Source organism: Streptomyces justiciae (assembly GCF_015163075.1).
In the GTDB taxonomy this organism is placed as follows: Bacteria; Actinomycetota; Actinomycetes; order Streptomycetales; family Streptomycetaceae; genus Streptomyces; species Streptomyces justiciae.
In genome coordinates, this window is the sequence record NZ_JADDXU010000003.1 from 77,164 (window position 1) to 95,968 (window position 18,805).

The window sequence follows — 18,805 nt, forward strand, 5'->3', positions numbered from 1 at the left end:
GCGGGCCGCACGCACACGCGTGCGGCCCGTTCGCGTATCCGCGCACCAGTGGGGAACGTGTCTGTGCGCATACTGAGGCGACGGATGGTGCCGTACAGGGAGCGATACGCAAGTGACGTCGGCGGAGGACCGCAAGCCGCAGTCGGACGAGGCGAGGAGCGTCTACGACCCCGAGATCACGTCCGAGTTCGCCATTCCCGACGGACTGGCCGTGCCGAAGGCGGGCGGCGGCGAGTCGGAGACGTCCTCGGAGTTCGCCGTACCGGAAGGCCTCCAGGCGCCCGAGGGGCCGGCCGCGGAGCCGGAGGGGTCGGCGTTCAGTACGCCGCGCACCTACAGCGCCAAGCACGCCCCGCCCGCGTTCACCCCGGCGACCGGGGTTCCCGTGGTCTCGCTGGCCAAGGACGTGCCCTGGCAGGACCGGATGCGCACGATGCTGCGGATGCCGGTGGCCGAGCGGCCCGCGCCGGAACCGCTGCACAAGGAGGACGAGACCGGCCCTGCCGTCCCGCGCGTGCTCGACCTGACGCTGCGTATCGGGGAGCTGCTGCTCGCGGGCGGTGAGGGCGCGGAGGACGTGGAGGCGGCGATGTTCGCCGTCTGCCGCTCGTACGGCCTCGACCGGTGCGAGCCGAACGTCACCTTCACGCTGCTGTCGATCTCGTACCAGCCGTCCCTCGTCGAGGACCCCGTGACGGCCTCCCGGACCGTGCGGCGGCGCGGCACCGACTACACCCGGCTCGCGGCCGTCTACCAGCTGGTGGACGACCTCAGCTACCCCGAGACGGCGTTCTCGCTGGAGGAGGCGTACCGGCGGCTCGCCGAGATCCGCCGCAACCGGCACCCGTACCCCACCTGGGTGCTCACCTCGGCGAGCGGGCTGCTCGCGGGCGCGGCCTCCGTGCTCGTCGGCGGTGACGTCCTCGTGTTCGTGGCGGCCGCGCTGGGCGCGATGCTCGGGGACCGGCTGGCGTGGCTGTGCGCGGGGCGCGGGCTGCCGGAGTTCTACCAGTTCACGGTCGCCGCGATGCCGCCCGCGGCGATAGGGGTGGCGCTGACGGTGGCCCACGTGGACGTGAAGGCGTCCGCGGTCATCACCGGTGGGCTGTTCGCGCTGCTGCCGGGGCGGGCACTGGTGGCGGGCGTGCAGGACGGGCTGACCGGGTTCTACATCACCGCGTCGGCGCGGCTCCTGGAAGTGATGTACCTGTTCGTCGGCATCGTCGTGGGCGTGCTGATCGTCCTGTACTTCGGCGTGCAGTTCGGCGCCGACCTCAACCCCGACGTGGCCCTCATCATCGAGGAGCGGCCGCTGTGGCAGATCGGGGCGTCGATGCTGCTGTCGCTGACGTTCGCGGTGCTGTTGCAGCAGGAGCGGTCGACGGTGCTGGTGGTGACGCTCAACGGGGGTGTCGCGTGGTGCGTGTACGGCGCGCTGCACTACGTCGGGGAGATCTCGGCGGTCGCCTCCACGGCGGTGGCGGCGGGGCTGGTGGGGCTGTTCGGGCAGATGCTGTCGCGGTACCGGTTCGCTTCCGCGCTGCCTTATACGACCGCCGCGATCGGGCCTCTGTTGCCGGGTTCCGCCACGTACTTCGGGTTGTTGTCCATCGCGCGGGACGATGTCGACAAGGGGTTGGTGTCATTGGCCACGGCGGCTTCTTTGGCCATGGCCATCGCCATCGGGGTCAATCTGGGGTCGGAGATCTCGCGGTTGTTCTTGCGGGTTCCCGGTGGGGCTTCTGCTGCGGGGCGGCGGGCCGCTAAGCGGACCCGAGGGTTCTGACGCCTATTAGCTCGGGTCCGGCCCATAGACGGCGAGTGCAGGTAGTCGGGGGCCGGTCGCGCAGTTCCCCGCGCCCCTAGGTATCTCTCAGTAGCCCTGATTAGGCGGGTACTGCTGGTTCTGCTGGGCGCCGTAGCCGTACGGCTGCTGCTGGGGGGTCGGCTGCTGGCCGTAGTACTGGTCGTAGCCGTACTGGTCGTTGTAGCCGTACTGCTGCTGGTTGCCGTAGTTCTGCGGAGGCTGCTGGTCGTCGTTGGACGGGATGCGGCGCAGCTGCGTCGTCGCGTCGTCCATCGGCGGGGGCTGGTACGCCTGGGGCTGGGGCGTTGCCGGGGTCTCGGCCTCTGCGCGCTTCTTCTTTCCGCGCTCTCGGAGGTACTCGATGATGATCGGGATCACCGAGACGAAGACGATGAGGACGAGGATCGCCTCGACGTTCTTGTGGATGACGTCGATCTGGCCGAGCCAGTACCCCGCCAGGGTGACGCCGGTTCCCCAGGCGACGCCGCCGATGACGTTGTACGTCAGGAAGGTGCGGTACTTCATGCGGCCGGCGCCCGCCACGATGGGGGCGAAGGTGCGGACGATCGGGACGAAGCGGGCAAGGACGATCGCCTTGGGGCCGTACTTCTCCATGAACTCGTGGGCCTTGTCCAGGTTCTCCTGCTTGAAGAGCTTGGAATTGGGCCGGTTGAAGAGCTTCGGGCCGAAGAACTTTCCGATCATGTAGCCGACCTGGTCGCCGAGGACGGCCGCCAGCACGATCAGGAAGCAGACCAGCCACAGCGGCTGGCTGATGTAGTCGCCCTGCGCCACGAAGAGACCCGCCGTGAACAGCAGCGAGTCGCCGGGCAGGAACGCGAACAGCCCCGACTCCGCGAAGACGATCAGCAGGATGCCGGGCAGGCTGAACGTCTCGATCAGATAGTTCGGACTGAGCCACTCGGGGGCGAGCGCGAGCGTCATCACGGGTCTGTGGCTCCTGGTGCTGGGGGACGGGCTGGGGCTGGCTGCCAAAAGTATCAACGCAGGCGTCGGAGCCCAGGTTCCATGGGGGCGCCGAGGATGCGCTGTGGGCTCTCCGGGAGAAAGCTGTGAGCCATGAGTATCGACGATTTCGGCGGCGGCCAGGGCCCCCAGCCCGATGTGCTCGTGGTGACCACCAACGACGTGCCCGGCTTCCGGGTGCAGGAGGTACTGGGGGAGGTCTTCGGGTTGACCGTGCGCTCCCGGCATCTGGGGAGCCAGATCGGCGCGGGCCTGAAGTCGATGATCGGCGGTGAGCTCAAGGGGCTCACCAAGACGCTGGTGCAGACCCGCAACCAGGCCATGGACCGGCTCGTGGAGCAGGCACGCGCGCGTGGGGCGAACGCCGTGCTGATGTTCCGCTTCGACGTGACGGAGGCGGCCGACGTCGGCACCGAGGTGTGTGCCTACGGGACCGCGGTGGTCCTGGCCCGGGAGTGAGGACCGGGCCAGGACGGACTACGCGGTGTGCCGGGCCGCGTTCGCCCTGATCGCGTCCCTCAGGTGCTCGGCCAGGCCGTCGCCCATCGCGTCGTAGAACGCCTTGAAGCGCTCGTCGGAGACGTACATGTCGCCGAAGCACAGGTGCATCTCGTACGGGACCTCGAAGTAGTACCTGCTGATGTGCTGCCGGTGTTCCTCGGCGAGGTCCATGGCCGCCTCGGCGGACGGCTGCTCGCCGGCCGTCACGAGGGCGGCGTAGCGCCGGCCCCAGTCGTCGACCTCGGCCTGGATGCGTTTCCAGTCCTCCTTGGTGTACGTCGCGGCGCGGCGCTGGGACTCGGCGTACGCCTCGGTGCCGCCCCAGCGCTGTTCCGCCTCCTCGGCGTACTGCTCGGGATCCTTGTCGCCGAAGACCTCGAAGCGTTCCTCCGGCGTGAGGTTGATGCCCATCTTGCGTGCCTCCATGGCCTGCTCCACGGCCGCCGCCATCTTCTGGAGCTTCTCGATCCGGGCGGTCAGCAGTTCGTGCTGGCGGCGCAGGTGGGTGCGCGGGTCCGTGGCCGGATCGTCGAGGAGGGCGGCGACCTCGTCGAGCGGGAAGCCGAGCTCGCGGTAGAACAGGATCTGTTGCAGCCGGTCGAGGTCGGCGTCGCTGTAGCGCCGGTGGCCCGCGTGGCTGCGCTCGCTCGGGGCGAGCAGGCCGATGTCGTCGTAGTGGTGCAGCGTGCGCACCGTCACTCCGGCGAAAGCGGCGACCTGTCCCACGGAGTAGCTCACTTCGTCCGCTCCTTCCCTTCTCGGTACGCCGTCCACGGTGCGGCCTCACGCCACGTGAGGTGCAAGCCCATATCGGCACCTCCGGATGTGGTGCCCGTTTTGCCCGTTTATCGTGAGCCCGTGGCCCAGGACACCGCGCAGCAGGCACCCGCAGCCCCGGCGACCCCGGCCCGTGCGCTGCTGCCCCTGATCCTCCCCGCTCTCGCGGTGGGCGTGGGCGTGGGCCTGATCTTCCTCGGGGTGAGCGCGGCGGCCGAGGCGTTCCAGGACGTGCTGTGGCAGAACCTGCCGGACGCCCTCGGCGTGGGCCGGTACTCGGTGCTGTGGATGCTGGTCATGCTCACCGCGACCGGGGTGGCCGTAGGACTGGTGGTGTGGAAGGTGCCGGGCCACGCCGGACCCGACCCGGCGACCACCGGTCTCGACGCCCCTGTGCTGCCGCCCGTCGTGCTGCCCGGGCTGGTCCTCGCGACCGCGCTGATGCTGGCCGGCGGGCCGAGCCTCGGCCCCGAGAACCCGATCATCGCCGTGAACGTCGGGATCGCCTTCTGGCTCGGCCGGCGGCTGCTGCCCCGGATGCCGGGCGGGCTGTGGCCGGCGCTGGCGGAGGCGGCGACGATCGGCGCGCTGTTCGGTACGCCGGTGGCGGCGGCTCTGGTCGTCTCCGAGGCGCTGGCCGGGCGGCAGATCAGGGGGACGCTGTGGGACAACGTCTTCGCGCCGCTGGTCGCCGCCACCGCGGGCGCCCTGACGACGACCCTGGTGGCCCATCCGTCCTTCGATCTGCATCTGCCCGCGTTCGGGCGGCCCGGCTGGGGCGATCTGCTGGCGGCGGTGGTGATCGCGTCCGCGGCGGCCCTGTTCGGCATGTGTGCCGTCCGCGCCTTCCCGTACGTCCACGGCGCCTTCGCCCGGTTGCGGCACCCGATGCTCGTGCTGCCCGCCGGCGGCCTCGTGCTGGGGCTCCTCGCGGCCGTGGGCGGCCATCTCACGCTCTTCAAGGGGCTGGAGGAGGTCGGGGAGATCGCCGCCGACCCGGACGGCTGGTCGGCCGGGGAGTTCGCCACGATGACGGTGGTGAAGCTGGCCGCGCTGCTCGTCGCCGCGTCCTGCGGCTTCCGCGGCGGGCGGATCTTCCCTGCGGTGTTCGTCGGCGCCGCCTTCGGGCTGTGCGCCCATGCCCTCGTCTCCGGCGTGCACCCCTCCGTCGGTGTCGCCGCGGGCGTCCTGGGCATGCTCCTCGCCATCACCCGGCAGGGCTGGGTGAGCCTGTTCACGGCCGCCGTGCTGGTGGCCTCGCCCGCGATCCTGGCCCTGCTGTGCATCGCCTCGCTGCCGGCCTGGCTGCTGGTGACCGGACGCCCCCAGATGCAGTTGCGCGACGACGGAACCCCGGTCCGCTGAACCCACTTCGAGGAGTCCATCGATGCCGCTCCACCAAGGTCCCGAGAAGCGCGACGAGCGCCCGATGTCCGTCAACCCCTTCTACGGGGAGGCCGATCCGGTCGGCGGCATGACCGAGGCCCCGCCCAAGCACCGGCTCCCGGACGCCCCGCTGCCGCCCTCGACGGCGTACCAGCTGGTGCACGACGAGCTGATGCTGGACGGCAATTCGCGGCTCAACCTCGCCACCTTCGTCACCACCTGGATGGAGCCGCAGGCCGGCATCCTGATGGGCGAGTGCCGGGACAAGAACATGATCGACAAGGACGAGTACCCGCGCACCGCCGAGCTGGAGCGGCGCTGTGTGGCGATGCTCGCCGACCTGTGGAACGCACCCGATCCGGCGGCCGCCGTGGGCTGTTCGACGAACGGGTCGAGCGAGGCCTGCATGCTCGCCGGGATGGCGCTGAAGCGCCGCTGGAGCAAGCGGAACCCCAAGCCGGGCGCCCGGCCCAATCTGGTCATGGGCATCAACGTCCAGGTCTGCTGGGACAAGTTCTGCAACTTCTGGGAGGTGGAACCCCGGCTCATCCCGATGGAGGGCGACCGCTTTCACCTCGATCCGCAGGCCGCCGCCGCGCTGTGCGACGAGAACACCATCGGGGTCGTCGCCATCCTCGGCTCCACCTTCGACGGCTCCTACGAGCCCGTCGCCGACCTGTGCGCCGCCCTGGACGAGTTGCAGGAACGCACCGGCCTCGACATCCCGGTGCACGTCGACGGGGCGTCGGGCGGCATGGTCGCGCCCTTCCTCGACCCGGACCTGGCCTGGGACTTCCGGCTGCCGCGCGTCGCCTCCATCAACACCTCGGGGCACAAGTACGGCCTGGTCTACCCGGGCGTCGGCTGGGCGCTGTGGCGCGACCACGACGCCCTGCCCGAGGAGCTGGTCTTCCGCGTCAACTACCTGGGCGGCGACATGCCGACCTTCGCGCTCAACTTCTCCCGGCCCGGCGCGCAGGTCGTCGCGCAGTACTACACGTTCCTGCGGCTGGGCCGGGAGGGCTACCGGGCCGTGCAGCAGACCACCCGGGACGTCGCGGGGCGCCTCGCCGAACGCATCGAGGCCCTCGGCGACTTCCGGCTCCTCACTCGGGGCGACCAGCTGCCGGTGTTCGCCTTCACCACCGGGCACGACGTGACGGCGTACGACGTCTTCGACGTGTCCCGGCGGCTGCGCGAGAGCGGCTGGCTGGTGCCGGCGTACACCTTCCCGCCCAACCGCGAGGACCTGAGCGTCCTGCGAGTCGTGTGCCGCAACGGCTTCTCCGCCGACCTCGCCGAGCTGTTCGTGGACGACCTGCGCCGGCTGCTGCCCGAACTGCGCCGCCAGCCGCACCCGTTGACCAAGGACAAGGGCGCGGCGACGGGCTTCCACCACTGAGGACCACCTGAGGACCACCTGAGGGCAGCCTGAGGACTACTTGCTGAGCGCCTACTTGCTGAGCGCCGCGAACCGCCGTACCGCCAGCGGGAAGAACACCGCGAGCAGCGCCAGCGGCCAGGCCACGGCCGCCCACACATGGTCCGTGCCGAGGCCGCCGAACAGGTCCCGTACGGCCGTCGCCGTGCGGGACATCGGGTTCCACTCGACCACCGTGCCGAGCCAGTCCGGCATGGAGGCGGGGGCGGCGAGCGCGTTGGACAGGAACCCGACCGGCCAGACCAGGATCTGCACGGCCTGCACCATCTCGGGCTTCCCGGCCACCAGCGCCAGGAAGATGCCGATCCAGAGCATGGCGAAGCGGAAGAACAGCAGCAGTCCGAGGGCGCCGACGAACGCTCCCGGGCCGCCGTCCGGCCGCCAGCCGAGCGCGAACCCGACGCCGACGAGGACCCCGAGCCCGACCGTCGACTGGAGCATGTCCGCCACCGAACGCCCCACCAGCACCGCCCCGTTGGCCATGGGCAGCGAGCGGAAGCGGTCGATGACGCCCTTGTCGAGATCCTGGGTGACGGCGATCATCGTGCCCTCCAGGCCGAAGGCCATGGTGAGCGCGAGCATCCCGGGGACCAGATAGTCGACGTACTCCCCCTCGACGCCCCGGCCGCCGCCGATGAGATAGCCGAACATCAGCAGCAGCATCACCGGGAAGACCAGACCGACGACCACGCGCACCGGCTGCCGTGCCCAGTGGGCGAGTTCGCGGCGGGTCATGGTCCAGGAGTCGGTCAGCGCGTACGTGCTCATGCGGCCTCCTGAGTGAGGTGCAGGAAGACCTCGTCCAGCGTGGGCCGGCGCAGCGCCACGTCCTCGGCCTCGATGCCCGCCTCCTCCAGGGCCCGTACGACGCCGGAGAGCGCCGCCATCCGGTCGGTGACCGGGGCGCTGAGCAGCCGGCGGTCGGGGTCGACGGAGACCCCGGACCGGTCGACCGGCAACAGCGCCACCGCCGCCCCCAGTTGCCCCGCGTCCCGCAGTACGACGTCGATGCGGTCGCCGCCGGTCGCCTTCTTCAGCTCCTCCGGTGTGCCGTCCGCGACGACCCGGCCGGCGTCCACGACGGAGACGCGGTCGGCGAGCTGGTCGGCCTCCTCCAGGTACTGCGTGGTGAGCAGGACCGTCGTACCGCCGCCGACCAGGGAGCGGACCGACGCCCACACCTCGGCGCGGCCGCGGGGGTCGAGGCCGGTGGTGGGCTCGTCCAGGAAGAGCACCTCGGGTTCGGTGATCAGGGAGGCCGCGAGGTCCAGGCGGCGGCGCATGCCTCCGCTGTAGTGCCGTACCGCCTTGCGGCCGGTGTCGGTCAGGGCGAACCGCTCCAGGAGCTCGTCGGCACGCGCGCGTGCCCGGCGGGCGCCCAGGTGGTGGAGGCGGCCGAACATCTCCAGGTTCTGCCGGCCGCCGAGCTCCTCGTCGAGCGCCGCGTGCTGGCCGAGCAGGCCGATGCGCAGCCGGACGGCGTAGGCCTGGCGTACGACGTCGTGTCCGGCCACCTCGATGCGGCCGGCGTCGGGGCGCAGCAGGGTGGAGAGGATGCGGACCAGGGTGGTCTTGCCGGCGCCGTTCGGGCCGAGCACTCCGTGCACGGTGCCGCGGGCGACCGTGAGGTCGAGCCCGGCCAGTGCCTGTTTCTCGCCGTACTTCTTGCGTGCTCCGTCGACGGTGATCGCCGCTTGGGTCACTGCCACTCCCTCGCTAGTCAAAGTTGACTACCCGATCGAAAGTAACGCGGCGGAGCCCATTGGTCAAACTTGATTAGCCGGCGTCCTCCGGATGCCGCTCCCCCGTCGCGTACGGGTTCTCCTCGCCCTCGGCGAGGATGCCGACGAAGGGCTCGCCCTCCCCCGCGAAGGAGTACGCCCCGTCCTCGATGCGCCCGATCAGGCCCTGGATCCACGCGAGTTCGGCGTCGGCCGTGTGGATCCAGAGGTTCATGATCTCGCCGATGTGGCCGAGCTGCTCGGGGCCTTCCTCGGGGACGTAGTGCTCGGTCACGGAGGCGCGCCACTGCTCGATGCGGCGGATCCGCTCCTTCAGCAGTGTCACCACCTCGGCGCGCGGCAGCTCGACCATGAAGCCGATCGCGGACGACTTGACGTCCATCTTCTGGTCGTACGAGGTCAGCGCCTCGCGCAGCAGCCGCAGGAACTCCTCGGTGCCCGCCTCCGTGATCTCGTACTCGGTACGGGGCGGGCCACCGGCGGTGGACGGCGCGATCTCGTGCGCGTGCAGCAGTCCCTGCTTCGCCATCTGCTTCAGGGCGTGGTAGATCGAGCCGGGCTTGGCGTGGGACCACTCGTGCGCGCCCCAGTACTCCAGGTCGTTGCGCACCTGGTAGCCGTGGGCCCGCCCGTGCTGGCGGACGGCGCCGAGCACGAGGAGACGGATCGCTGACATGGGGCCAGCGTAGGACGCTTGACGTCAGCGCAGGCTCGTGCCCTGCTCCTCAGCCCCAGCTCGTGCCTTGCTCCTTCGCCACCAGCTCGAAGGCGGTGGCGCCGTCCAGGGACTCGCGGATGATGTCGGCGTGGCCGGCGTGCCGGGCCGTCTCGCGGATCAGGTGCAGGACCAGCCAGCGCAGGGAGACCGCCTCGTCCGGCGGGAACCAGGGGTCGTTCGGGAGCGGGAAGGTGTCGTCGAGGCTGGGGACCGCGCGGATGAACGCCTCCGTCTCGGCGGCGACCTCCTCCCAGTAGGCGAGCTGCTGCGCGACGGTCTCGCCCTCGGCCAGCGCGAAACACTCGTGCCAGTTCGACTCGTCCCGCTTCACCGCCGGCGCCTCACCCTTGGCCCGGGCCACCCAGCCCTGCTCGGTCTCGGCCACGTGCTTGACCAGGCCCGCCAGCGACAGCTCGCTGGCACTGGGCGTGCTGCGCGCCTGCTCGTCGGTCAGCCCCAGCACGGAGCGCCTGATGCCGCCGCGCTGCTCCGCCAGGAAGGACAGGAGCGCGCCGCGCTCGTCGCCGTACGCCTCGGCTCGCACGTGAGTGACCATGACCGGCCGCCTTTCATCGGGACCCGGGGGGCTCTCCCCCTGACACCGACGAAGCTACGGGCCCTTGCGGTCAGGTTCTGTCCGCAAGGGCCCGGCGTGGAGGAAACGCTCAGAACGGGAAGCCGCTCCGGCCGTGCTGGACCGAGATCCACTTCAGCGTGGTGAACGCGTCCAGCATCGTCTCGCCGTTGAGGCGGCCGATGCCGGAGCTCTTCTCGCCACCGAAGGGCACGATCGGCTCGTCGTGGACGGTGCCGTCGTTGACGTGGAACATGCCGGTGTCGATCTGCTTGGCGAAGTTCACGCCGCGCTCGATGTTGCCGGTGTGGACGGCACCGCTGAGGCCGTACGGGGTGTCGTTGACGATCCGGACCGCCTCCTCCTCGCCGTCGACCGGGATGAGGAAGGCGACCGGGCCGAAGACCTCCTGCTGGAGCAGGGTGGAGTCGGCGGGGAGGTCGGTGAGGACCGACGGGGCGACCAGGTTGTCCGTCACCTCGCCGCGCAGCAGGGCCGTCGCGCCCTCGGCGAGCGCCTGCTCGACGGCACCCGAGACGGCGTCCGCCTGCGAGGAGTTGATGACCGGGCCGATGACGGTCTGCGGGTCGCGCGGGTCGCCGACCTTCAGCGACTTCACCTTGGCGACGAACTTCTCGGTGAACTCGTCCGCGATCGAGCGGTCGACCAGGACGCGGTTGGCGGCCATGCAGACCTGGCCCTGGTGGACGTACCGGCTGAAGACCGCGGCGTCGACCGCGTAGTCGATGTCGGCGTCGTCGAGGACCACGATGGCGCTGTTGCCGCCGAGTTCGAGGACCGAGCGCTTGAAGTGGGAGGCGCAGACGGTCGCGACGTGGCGGCCGACCTTGTCGGAGCCGGTGAAGGAGATGACCTTCGGGACAGGGTGCTCCAGGAAGGCGTCGCCGATCTCCGCGATGTCGGTGATGACGACGTTCAGCAGGCCCTGGGGCACGCCCGCGTCCTCGAAGATCTTCGCGACCAGGGAGCCGCCGGTGATCGGGGTGTTCTGGTGCGGCTTGAGGACCACGCCGTTGCCGAGCGCGAGCGCCGGGGCGACCGACTTGATGGAGAGCAGGAAGGGGAAGTTGAAGGGGCTGATCACGCCGACGACACCGACCGGGACGCGGTAGACGCGGTTCTCCTTGCCGTCGATCGGCGAGGGGATGATCCGGCCCTCGGGGCGCAGGGAGAGGTGGATCGCCTCGCGCAGGAACTCCTTGGCGAGGTGCAGCTCGAAGCCGGCCTTGAGGTACGTGCCGCCGAGCTCGGCGATGATCACCTCGGTGATCTCCTGCTCGCGCTCCTCGATGAGCCGCAGGGCCTTCTCGAAGACCGCGCGACGGGCGTACGGGTTGGTCGCGGCCCATTCCTTCTGGGCGCGGGCGGCCGCCCGGTACGCCTCGTCGACCTCGTCGACCGTGGCTATGGTGATCGACGCCAGCTTCTCGCCGTCGTACGGGTTGAAGTCGATGATGTCCCAGGAGCCGGTGCCCGGGCGCCACTCACCGTCGATGTACTGCTGGGCCAGGTCAGTGAAGTACGACGACATGTGATCCCCAAATCACTAGCGGACGCGCGATCTGCATCACGGTCTGATCACACGTCATCGTACTTGCGACACAAGCGAGTTGGGGACAGAGAGCGAAGTTATGGGGAGAACCCTAGAACCCTAGGAAGTGCGCGGGGCCCTTCAGGAGAGCTGGAGGAGACCCCGCAGAAGATCCCGGCTCTCGTCCGGACCCGGGCTGTCCTGCTGGAGCTCCTTGAGGGCGGTCTCGTACTGGGCGACGTCCTCGCGCTTGTCCAGGTAGAGGGCGCTGGTGAGCTGCTCCAGATAGACCACGTCGGTGAGGTCGGACTCCGAGAAGCTCAGGATCGTGAACGCGCCGCTCTCGCCCGAGTGCCCGCCGAAGCTGAACGGCATGATCTGGAGCCGCACGTTGGGGCGCTCGGAGATCTCGATGAGGTGCTGGAGCTGCCCCCGCATCACCTCGCGGTCGCCGTAGGGGCGGCGCAGCGCGGCCTCGTCGAGGACGATGTGGAAGTCGGGAGCGTTCTCGGCGACGAGGTACTTCTGCCGCTCCAGGCGCAGCGCCACCCGCCGCTCGACGTCGGCCTCGCTCGCGCCCTTCATGCCGCGCCGGACGACTGCACGTGCATACGCCTCGGTCTGCAGCAGACCGTGCACGAACTGCACCTCGTACGCGCGGATGAGGTTCGCCGCGCCCTCCAGACCCACATAGGTGGGGAACCAGCTCGGCAGGACGTCGGAGTAACTGTGCCACCAGCCCGCCACGTTGGCCTCGCGGGCGAGGGAGAGCAGCGACATGCGCTCGGCCTCGTCCGTGATGCCGTACAACGTCAGGAGGTCCTCGACGTCCCTGGTCTTGAAGCTCACCCGGCCCAACTCCATCCGGCTGATCTTCGACTCGGAGGCGCGGATGGAGTAGCCCGCGGCCTCGCGCGTGATCCCCCGCGCCTCACGCAGTCGCCTGAGTTGTGATCCGAGCAGCATGCGCCGCACCACCGATCCCGGCTCTCCCGCGCTCACGTTCGCCAGCCTCCCCAACCGTCTTCAGGGGCCGAAGTCTGCCACTAAAACACTTCGAGCTGTACTCGTCCGATTACAGAGATGGAAAGAAGCCAAAGATTCCACACAGGAGGAGGCGGCGAGAAGGCAAGAGAGAGAAGGAAGTTGGCGGAAAAAATGCCCAACAAGCGGTACGGCACCGTCCAATTCGGTCACGTGCACGTGCATCTGCACCTTGCATCTGCACCACACATCCGAAACCATGGTCCCGCGCAACCGCTGCATCGCAACGACCGCGAGTTCCCGGGAGTGCCTCGCATGGGGATGAATGGATCGACCATGCTCGAGCCGTTACGGCAGGGCCTTCCGCCGCTGGATCCCACGGCCGTGTCCAACGCCGCCTCCTGCGCTCTGCCCGCCCGCTACGAAGCGGTGCGCGAGGCACGGCAGTTCACCCGCAGAACACTCGACCAGTGGGACATCGGCGACCGTTTCGACGACGTCTGTCTCGTGGTCTCCGAACTGGTCACCAACGCCCTGCGGCACGGACTGCCGTCGAGCAGCGGCCACGCCCCCGACCAGATCCCGCCGGTGCGGCTGCATCTGATGCGCTGGACGGACCGGCTGGTGTGCGCGGTGCGCGACCCCAGCCACGACAGTCCGGTGGCGCGCGACTCGGACGACTTCTCGGCGGAATCCGGCCGCGGCCTGTTCCTCGTCGACTCCTTCGCCGACAGCTGGGGCTGGCACCCGCTGGCCGGCACCCTCAACGGCAAGGTCGTCTGGGCCCTGTTCCTGCTCCAGCCGCGGGAATCCGCCGAGTGAGGCCCCGCGGCGTTTTTCGACGCCGCGGTTCTACGCGCGTCACCGCCCGTAGAGAGCCGGTAACCCCGGGGTGACCGGGGTATCCGTCGCCCTCAGCCGGCTATCAGGTGGTCGAACTCGCCGTCCTTGACGCCGAGGAGCATCGCCTCGATCTCCGCGCGCGTGTAGACGAGCGCCGGACCGTCCGGGAAGCGCGAGTTGCGCATGGCCACGCCGCCGTCGGGCAGCCGCGCGAACTCGACACATGAACCCTGCGAGTTGCTGTGCCGGCTCTTCTGCCAGGCCACCCCGCTCAGATCCGTGGCCGCCATGCCGTTGTACACGTCCATGCCGTTGTACACGTCGTGGTCCACAGGTCGCTCCCCGGTGGTGCGGTGGCCTTGGGGCCATTGATGCAATGGTCAACTGGTCCGGATCATAGCTCTGTTCACGTGCAGATGCATGAGCAGATGCACGTGCACGCGGGGTGTTCCCGTGGTTACAGATGTGACGTACGTGCCGCTACATCCGTTCCAGCGCATCCCCCAGGGCCCGCATCACATGCGATCTCCAGCCCCCGTCCATGATCGTCCGGGCCATCAGCTGTGCGGGGTCGTCGGGGTCGAATCCCTCGTGTACTAGGAAGAGACGCGTTCCACGCCCTTCCTGTTCCAACTTCCACGTGATGGTCCAGTCGGCGGAGTTGGCGGGATCGGTGTCGGTCCAGCGGACGCTCAGCATCCGTTCCGGCTGAAAACCGAGAACCTCCACGTCGACCGTGCCGGAGAAGTTGGTGTTGGGCCGGGGGACGGACGTCATCGTGTACCGGTGACCGACCTCGAGACGAAACGCCTCGGTCCCTTGCATCTGCCACTGCACGAGCAGCTCGGGCTCGGTGAGGGCGCGCCACACCTTGGCGGGCGGGTGCGGGAAGAACTGGTCGACGCGGATGACGGTGAGGTCGTCGTCAGGGGTGGCGTTCATGACGCGTCATCGTCGGGCATGCGGTCGAGCAGCTCGCCCAACCCCTTCAGCCGGTCGCGCCAGAACCGCTCGTACGGGTGGAGCCAGTCCTGCACCTCGGCGAGCGGGGCCGCCTCCAGGCGGTAGATACGCTGCCGACCGGAGCGCTGCTCGGAGACGAGGCCGGCGTCGCGCAGCACCTTGAGGTGCTCGGAGAGGCTCGGGCGGGCCATGTCGAAGTGGGCGGCGAGGGCCTGCACGGGCTGCGGGCCGCCGTCACGCAGGAGCCGCAGCACCTCGCGGCGCACGGAGTTGGCGAGCGCGGCGAAGACGCGGTCGTTCGCGGCGGCGGTACCCGTCCCGTTCATGGCGAGGTCAGAAGCCTTCCTTCTCCGTCAGCAGCATCAGACCGTTGCCGTCGGGGTCCGTGAAGGCGGCCATGCGGCCCCAGGGGAGCTCGTCAGGACCCTGCACGGACACACCGGCCTCGGCGAGGCGCGCGCAGTCGGCGTCGACATCGGTCGTCACCAACATGATCCCCCGGGCCGAACCGGGCTCGAAGCCACCCATCCCGGGGCCGGAGAGAGTGAAGACGGTCTGCGCGCCCTCAGGGGCGACCTGGAGCCAGCGGCCCTGGGGCATGTCCCGGTCGGCGGTGACGGTCATGCCGAGGATGTCGATGTAGAAGCGCAGGGCGCGGTCCTGGTCGGAGACGGGGAGGGTGACGAAGGAGGCGTGTGTGATGGTCATGCGGAACACGATAGGTAGGAGTTTCCCTACGCGTCAAACGTAGGGAAACTCCTACCTATGGCTGCTCACCTGGCGCTGGAGTACGGCAGCAGCGCCATCTCCCGGGCGTTCTTGATGGCGCGGGCGAGCTGTCGCTGCTGCTGGGCGGTGACGCGGGTGACGCGACGGCTGCGGATCTTGCCGCGGTCGGAGATGAACTTCCGCAGCAGGTCGGTGTCCTTGTAGTCGATGTAGGTGATCCCGGCGGCGTCCAGCGGGTTGGGCCGGGACTTGAGGGGCTTGCGGTCGCTCTTACGAGGCATCAGACCTCCAGGAGGGTGTCGAAGGCGGGCGGCAACTGCTTCCAGGCACTGCGGCCCGCGGCGTACTCGGCATCGGTCAACAGGCAGGACTCCAGCAGCCGTTCGAGTCCGTCGCGGTCGAGGGCGGGGGACGTGAACACCAGGTGCTGGCAGCAGTCGCCGTGCTCGGGGTGCCAGTCCAGCGCGGCGGCGGCACGGCGCACCGGCGGGACCATGTCCCAGGCCGCGTCGGGGAGGGAAGCGAGCCAGGGCCCGACGCTCTCCACGCACAGCGCGCCCCCGGCCGCGTCCCAGTGCAGCAGGGTGTCCGGCCGGTCCGCGAGCCAGAACCGGCCCCGGCTGCGGGCGGCGGCACAGGTGATGTCCTCCAGCGCCTCGTACAGCCGCTCCGGGTGGAAGGGCCGGTCCCGGTGCCATACGAGGGTGGAGACGCCGTGCGCGTCGGCCTCGGCGGGCAGCAGGGCGCAGGCGGGGTGCTGGGCCGCGGCGGCGGCTTCGACGTCGAAACCGGCGAGGGCGGCCTGGGCAAGGGGGGAGAGGGAGGCGGTGTTCCTGCCCGGGGTCGGCTCGGCGGGGTGTGCCGGTGGGGTCGGGTCGGCGGACTGTGCCGGTGGGGTCGGCTCGGCAGACCGTCCCGCTGGCGTCGGCTCCCCCGGCGTCCCGCCCCACGCCGCGGAAGGCGCCGCGCCCGCCAGGTCGCCGGGGCCGATCGGGACCTGGCGGGCTGTCGGGTGGAGTTGGGACAGGAGTTCGCGGTCCTCGTCGTCGGCCTCCTCCGAGTCGGTCACGGCGAGGACGGGGGCGTACTCCAGCTGGCGGGCGAAGGTGTCGGCGATCGTGCGCTGGTCGGTCGCGGCCGCGGCGAGGCCGCGCTCGGCGAGGTCGTCGCCGTTGCCGAGGTAGGGCAGGACCAGCGCCGGGTCCACGGCGGTGATCACACCGGTGACCGTGAGGCCGCCGGCGGCCACCACCTCCGCCATGGCCTTGGGTTCGACGGAGTCCCACAGCTCGACGATCGCGAGCCGCGTCGTCCCGTCGTCCGCGAGGCGCCGCAGCTCGGGCACCAGGTCTTCCCGCAGCGCACAGCACGCGCAGTCGTTGACCAGGGGCGTCTCCCCGGCGGACAACAGACCGGAGGCGTCGCGCACGGTCCGCACCACCGTGCCCGCCGCCGCCGTCGCCAGGTCGTGGTGGAGTACGACGCTGCCGGGGACGTCGGCGAGGAGCCGCTCGACGGCCGCCTTACGGGCGTCGGCGTGCAGCCCGCCGACGATCACGACCGAGAGCATCAGCCCCGCTCCCCCGACCGCCCGTACCGCCGCTCGAAGCGCTCCACGCGGCCCGCGGTGTCCAGGACCCGGGCGGTGCCGGTGTAGAAGGGGTGGCTGACGTTCGAGATCTCGACGTCCACGACCGGGTAGGTGTTGCCGTCCTCCCACTCGACCGTCTTCTCGCTCGTCATCGTCGAGCGGGTGAGGAAGGCGTAGTTCGCGGCCCGGTCCCGGAAGACGACGGGGCCGTACGACGGATGGATGTCCTTGCGCATGGCGGAGGTCAGCGCTCCTCTCGGAAGTCGACGTGCCGGCCGACGACCGGGTCGTACTTGCGCAGCGTCATACGGTCCGGGTCGTTGCGGCGGTTCTTGCGGGTGACGTAGGTGAAGCCGGTCCCGGCCGTGGACCGGAGCTTGATGACCGGGCGGAGTTCGTTGCGAGCCATGCCGTGTATCTTACTGAAAATGAATTCCATTTACACAACTGCTTCGAGAGAGGTGCGTCACCCGTGTCCGCCCACTGCATGCTGACCGGCGCCCGGCCCGGCTTCGGCAACCGCATCTCCCACTCCCACCGGCGCACTTCACGCCGCTTCGACCCCAACATCCAGTCCAAGCGGTACTGGCTGCCCAGCGAGGGCCGGTACGTCCGGCTGCGGCTGAGCGCGAAGGGGATCAAGACCGTCGACACGATCGGCGTCGAGGCGGCCGTGGCGCGCATCCGCGCCCGGGGAGTGAGGATCTGATGGCCAAGAAGAGCAAGATCGCGAAGAACGAGAAGCGGCAGGAGATCGTCGCCCGGTACGCCGAGCGGCGGGCCGAGCTGAAGGAGATCATCCGGCGGCCGTCCTCGACCGACGCCGAACGGCTGGAGGCCCGGCGGGAGCTGGGCAGGCAGCCACGGGACGCCAGCGCCACCCGGGTGCGCAACCGTGACCAGGTGGACGGCCGGCCGCGCGGCTACTTCCGGGCCTTCGGCCTGTCCCGGGTGAGCCTGCGTGAGCAGGCGCACGCCGGGTACCTTCCGGGGGTCCGCAAGTCGTCCTGGTAGCTTGCTGCGGTCGTAGCGTCCGCCCGTAATCCGCTGATCCGCCAGGGAGCTTCCATGACATCGGCTTCGGTGAACCTCTCGCGCACCGCGACGGCCGCGGCCATGGCTCTCGCGGGAGTCCTCGCCCTGGGCGCGTGCAGTTCGGACGGCGGTTCGGACTCCGACGACTCGACGCCGAGCGCGAGTGCCTCCGCCAGTGGTTCGACCGGCGGTTCGGCCTCCTCGTCCGCTTCCGCCTCCGGCGACCTCGCCGGCAGCTGGCTCACCACCGCCAAGGGCAAGGCCGTCGTCCTGATGGTCAACGGCACCGAGGCGGGGCTGTTCGCGACCGGCGGGACCGTGTGCAGCGGGACCGCCCGCGAGGAGTCCGGGATGCAGATGATCCACCTCAAGTGCACGGACGGCAGCAAGGACCGGGCGACCGGGATGATCGACTCCGTCGACAAGACCACCCTCAAGGTGACGTGGGAGGGCGGCCTCGGCGCGGAGACGTACACCAAGTCCGAGGGCGGCAAGCTGCCCTCGGGGCTGCCGACGGCCGGCCTGGGCTGAGCCGGGGATCGGCGGGGGCGGGCAACCGTCCCCCGGGCTCGTGCGTGATGATCCATGCACGAGCCTCAGCGGCACCACGCCGCCCGGAGCATCCAAGGACCCACCATGCGCGCCCTCCCTCTCGCCGCCGCCACCCTCGCCGCGGCCTTCCTGCTGACCGCCTGTTCCGACGACGACAGCGGCAAGGACCCCGGCACCGGCGCCTCCGCCAAGGCCGGCGGCGCCTGCGCGATCGGCGAGATGGGCGTGCGGGTCGGCCCCGCCAACGCCGCCCCGGCCGCCGGCGACTCCGGCAACGTGCCGGTGACGATCACCAACAAGAGCGGCGCCAAGTGCACGCTGGGCGGCCTGCCCGGTGTGGACCTCGTCGCCGGCGGCACCACGGTGAGTGTGGAGTCCGACCCGGCCGCCACGGCCAGGAAGACGAGCCTGGCCAAGGGGGCCTCGATCTCCTTCACGCTCACCTATGTCCGGGGCGAGACGGGCGGCGACCGGAGCCTCGCCGTGACGAGCGCGGACTTCACCCTGCCGGGGTCCACCAAGACGTACGCCTTCAAGTGGTCGTACGGCGATGTCGCGCTGAAGAAGGACGGCCAGACCCCGGACGCCACGGTGTCCGGGTTCATGGCGTCCAGCGAGTGACT

At 70.1% G+C, this 18,805-nt stretch carries 25 protein-coding genes; 9 read left to right on the forward strand and 16 right to left on the reverse strand.

Annotated elements, in window-relative coordinates:
* Window positions 1-112: 112 nt before the first annotated feature.
* Window positions 113-1,786: a threonine/serine exporter family protein gene (locus IQ210_RS08590; protein ID WP_194078293.1), complete on the forward strand. Its 1,674-nt coding sequence runs from the start codon at window positions 113-115 to the stop codon at window positions 1,784-1,786.
* Between the two features lie 87 nt (window positions 1,787-1,873).
* Here IQ210_RS08590 and IQ210_RS08595 read toward each other — a convergent pair whose 3' ends face one another.
* Window positions 1,874-2,755, reverse strand: coding sequence for a DedA family protein (locus tag IQ210_RS08595; protein WP_194078294.1), 882 nt, complete (start codon window positions 2,753-2,755; stop codon window positions 1,874-1,876).
* A 132-nt stretch (window positions 2,756-2,887) separates the two neighbouring features.
* Here IQ210_RS08595 and IQ210_RS08600 point away from each other — a divergent pair, with 132 nt between their 5' ends.
* Window positions 2,888-3,253, forward strand: a complete 366-nt coding sequence (locus IQ210_RS08600) for a YbjQ family protein (RefSeq protein ID WP_194078295.1) — start codon at window positions 2,888-2,890, stop codon at window positions 3,251-3,253.
* An 18-nt stretch (window positions 3,254-3,271) separates the two neighbouring features.
* Here IQ210_RS08600 and IQ210_RS08605 read toward each other — a convergent pair whose 3' ends face one another.
* Window positions 3,272-4,033 carry a MerR family transcriptional regulator gene (locus IQ210_RS08605; protein ID WP_194078296.1) on the reverse strand — a complete coding sequence of 254 codons (762 nt, stop codon included), beginning with the start codon at window positions 4,031-4,033 and terminating at the stop codon, window positions 3,272-3,274.
* A 120-nt stretch (window positions 4,034-4,153) separates the two neighbouring features.
* On the opposite strand from IQ210_RS08605, the gene IQ210_RS08610 reads away from it, so the two are divergent.
* Window positions 4,154-5,437, forward strand: a complete 1,284-nt coding sequence (locus IQ210_RS08610) for an ion channel protein (RefSeq protein WP_194078297.1) — start codon at window positions 4,154-4,156, stop codon at window positions 5,435-5,437.
* Window positions 5,438-5,459: 22 nt separating this feature from the next.
* Window positions 5,460-6,860 carry a glutamate decarboxylase gene (locus IQ210_RS08615; RefSeq protein ID WP_194078298.1) on the forward strand — a complete coding sequence of 467 codons (1,401 nt, stop codon included), beginning with the start codon at window positions 5,460-5,462 and terminating at the stop codon, window positions 6,858-6,860.
* Between the two features lie 51 nt (window positions 6,861-6,911).
* Here the strand turns inward: IQ210_RS08615 and IQ210_RS08620 are convergent, their stop codons facing one another.
* The 6 genes from IQ210_RS08620 to IQ210_RS08645 form a co-directional block, all read right to left on the reverse strand.
* Window positions 6,912-7,667, reverse strand: coding sequence for an ABC transporter permease (locus tag IQ210_RS08620; protein WP_194078299.1), 756 nt, complete (start codon window positions 7,665-7,667; stop codon window positions 6,912-6,914).
* Entirely contained in the window at window positions 7,664-8,602 is a 939-nt protein-coding gene (locus IQ210_RS08625) for an ATP-binding cassette domain-containing protein (RefSeq protein WP_194078300.1), read from the reverse strand. Before IQ210_RS08625 ends, IQ210_RS08620 begins: the two co-directional genes overlap by 4 nt.
* Before the next feature lie 73 nt (window positions 8,603-8,675).
* Window positions 8,676-9,317 carry a PadR family transcriptional regulator gene (locus IQ210_RS08630; protein ID WP_194078301.1) on the reverse strand — a complete coding sequence of 214 codons (642 nt, stop codon included), beginning with the start codon at window positions 9,315-9,317 and terminating at the stop codon, window positions 8,676-8,678.
* Window positions 9,318-9,366: 49 nt separating this feature from the next.
* A complete protein-coding gene (locus tag IQ210_RS08635) occupies window positions 9,367-9,915 on the reverse strand; it encodes a DinB family protein (protein WP_194078302.1) in 549 nt (182 codons plus the stop codon).
* A gap of 109 nt (window positions 9,916-10,024) precedes the next feature.
* Complete coding sequence (locus tag IQ210_RS08640; protein ID WP_194078303.1) at window positions 10,025-11,485, reverse strand: aldehyde dehydrogenase family protein; 1,461 nt, start codon at window positions 11,483-11,485, stop codon at window positions 10,025-10,027.
* Between the two features lie 141 nt (window positions 11,486-11,626).
* Window positions 11,627-12,451, reverse strand: coding sequence for a helix-turn-helix domain-containing protein (locus IQ210_RS08645; RefSeq protein ID WP_194078937.1), 825 nt, complete (start codon window positions 12,449-12,451; stop codon window positions 11,627-11,629).
* A 354-nt stretch (window positions 12,452-12,805) separates the two neighbouring features.
* Here IQ210_RS08645 and IQ210_RS08650 point away from each other — a divergent pair, with 354 nt between their 5' ends.
* A complete protein-coding gene (locus IQ210_RS08650) occupies window positions 12,806-13,291 on the forward strand; it encodes an ATP-binding protein (protein ID WP_228047403.1) in 486 nt (161 codons plus the stop codon).
* A 92-nt stretch (window positions 13,292-13,383) separates the two neighbouring features.
* Here the strand turns inward: IQ210_RS08650 and IQ210_RS08655 are convergent, their stop codons facing one another.
* The 8 genes from IQ210_RS08655 to rpmG form a co-directional block, all read right to left on the reverse strand.
* On the reverse strand, window positions 13,384-13,644 hold the full coding sequence (locus IQ210_RS08655) for a DUF397 domain-containing protein (protein ID WP_059194009.1): 261 nt from the start codon (window positions 13,642-13,644) through the stop codon (window positions 13,384-13,386).
* 148 nt (window positions 13,645-13,792) lie between these two features.
* Window positions 13,793-14,254: an SRPBCC family protein gene (locus IQ210_RS08660; protein ID WP_194078305.1), complete on the reverse strand. Its 462-nt coding sequence runs from the start codon at window positions 14,252-14,254 to the stop codon at window positions 13,793-13,795.
* Window positions 14,251-14,601, reverse strand: coding sequence for an ArsR/SmtB family transcription factor (locus IQ210_RS08665; RefSeq protein ID WP_194078306.1), 351 nt, complete (start codon window positions 14,599-14,601; stop codon window positions 14,251-14,253). Before IQ210_RS08665 ends, IQ210_RS08660 begins: the two co-directional genes overlap by 4 nt.
* 7 nt (window positions 14,602-14,608) lie before the next feature.
* Window positions 14,609-14,983: a VOC family protein gene (locus IQ210_RS08670; protein WP_194078307.1), complete on the reverse strand. Its 375-nt coding sequence runs from the start codon at window positions 14,981-14,983 to the stop codon at window positions 14,609-14,611.
* A 65-nt stretch (window positions 14,984-15,048) separates the two neighbouring features.
* Window positions 15,049-15,285: a 30S ribosomal protein S18 gene (rpsR, locus tag IQ210_RS08675; RefSeq protein ID WP_194078308.1), complete on the reverse strand. Its 237-nt coding sequence runs from the start codon at window positions 15,283-15,285 to the stop codon at window positions 15,049-15,051.
* Window positions 15,285-16,574: a CobW family GTP-binding protein gene (locus tag IQ210_RS08680; protein ID WP_194078309.1), complete on the reverse strand. Its 1,290-nt coding sequence runs from the start codon at window positions 16,572-16,574 to the stop codon at window positions 15,285-15,287. The genes rpsR and IQ210_RS08680 overlap by 1 nt, the downstream gene beginning before the upstream one ends.
* Window positions 16,574-16,831 carry a type B 50S ribosomal protein L31 gene (locus IQ210_RS08685; protein ID WP_194078310.1) on the reverse strand — a complete coding sequence of 86 codons (258 nt, stop codon included), beginning with the start codon at window positions 16,829-16,831 and terminating at the stop codon, window positions 16,574-16,576. The genes IQ210_RS08680 and IQ210_RS08685 overlap by 1 nt, the downstream gene beginning before the upstream one ends.
* An 8-nt stretch (window positions 16,832-16,839) precedes the next feature.
* On the reverse strand, window positions 16,840-17,004 hold the full coding sequence (gene rpmG / locus IQ210_RS08690) for a 50S ribosomal protein L33 (protein WP_019753828.1): 165 nt from the start codon (window positions 17,002-17,004) through the stop codon (window positions 16,840-16,842).
* A 63-nt stretch (window positions 17,005-17,067) separates the two neighbouring features.
* Here rpmG and rpmB point away from each other — a divergent pair, with 63 nt between their 5' ends.
* The 4 genes from rpmB to IQ210_RS08710 all read left to right on the forward strand — a co-directional run bounded on the left by rpmB (window position 17,068) and on the right by IQ210_RS08710 (window position 18,803).
* Window positions 17,068-17,304 carry a 50S ribosomal protein L28 gene (rpmB, locus tag IQ210_RS08695; RefSeq protein WP_079311383.1) on the forward strand — a complete coding sequence of 79 codons (237 nt, stop codon included), beginning with the start codon at window positions 17,068-17,070 and terminating at the stop codon, window positions 17,302-17,304.
* Window positions 17,304-17,609 carry a 30S ribosomal protein S14 gene (gene rpsN / locus IQ210_RS08700; RefSeq protein WP_194078311.1) on the forward strand — a complete coding sequence of 102 codons (306 nt, stop codon included), beginning with the start codon at window positions 17,304-17,306 and terminating at the stop codon, window positions 17,607-17,609. The genes rpmB and rpsN overlap by 1 nt, the downstream gene beginning before the upstream one ends.
* A gap of 54 nt (window positions 17,610-17,663) precedes the next feature.
* Window positions 17,664-18,161, forward strand: a complete 498-nt coding sequence (locus IQ210_RS08705; protein ID WP_194078312.1) for a hypothetical protein — start codon at window positions 17,664-17,666, stop codon at window positions 18,159-18,161.
* 105 nt (window positions 18,162-18,266) lie between these two features.
* Entirely contained in the window at window positions 18,267-18,803 is a 537-nt protein-coding gene (locus tag IQ210_RS08710) for a DUF4232 domain-containing protein (RefSeq protein ID WP_194078313.1), read from the forward strand.
* Window positions 18,804-18,805 lie beyond the last annotated feature (2 nt).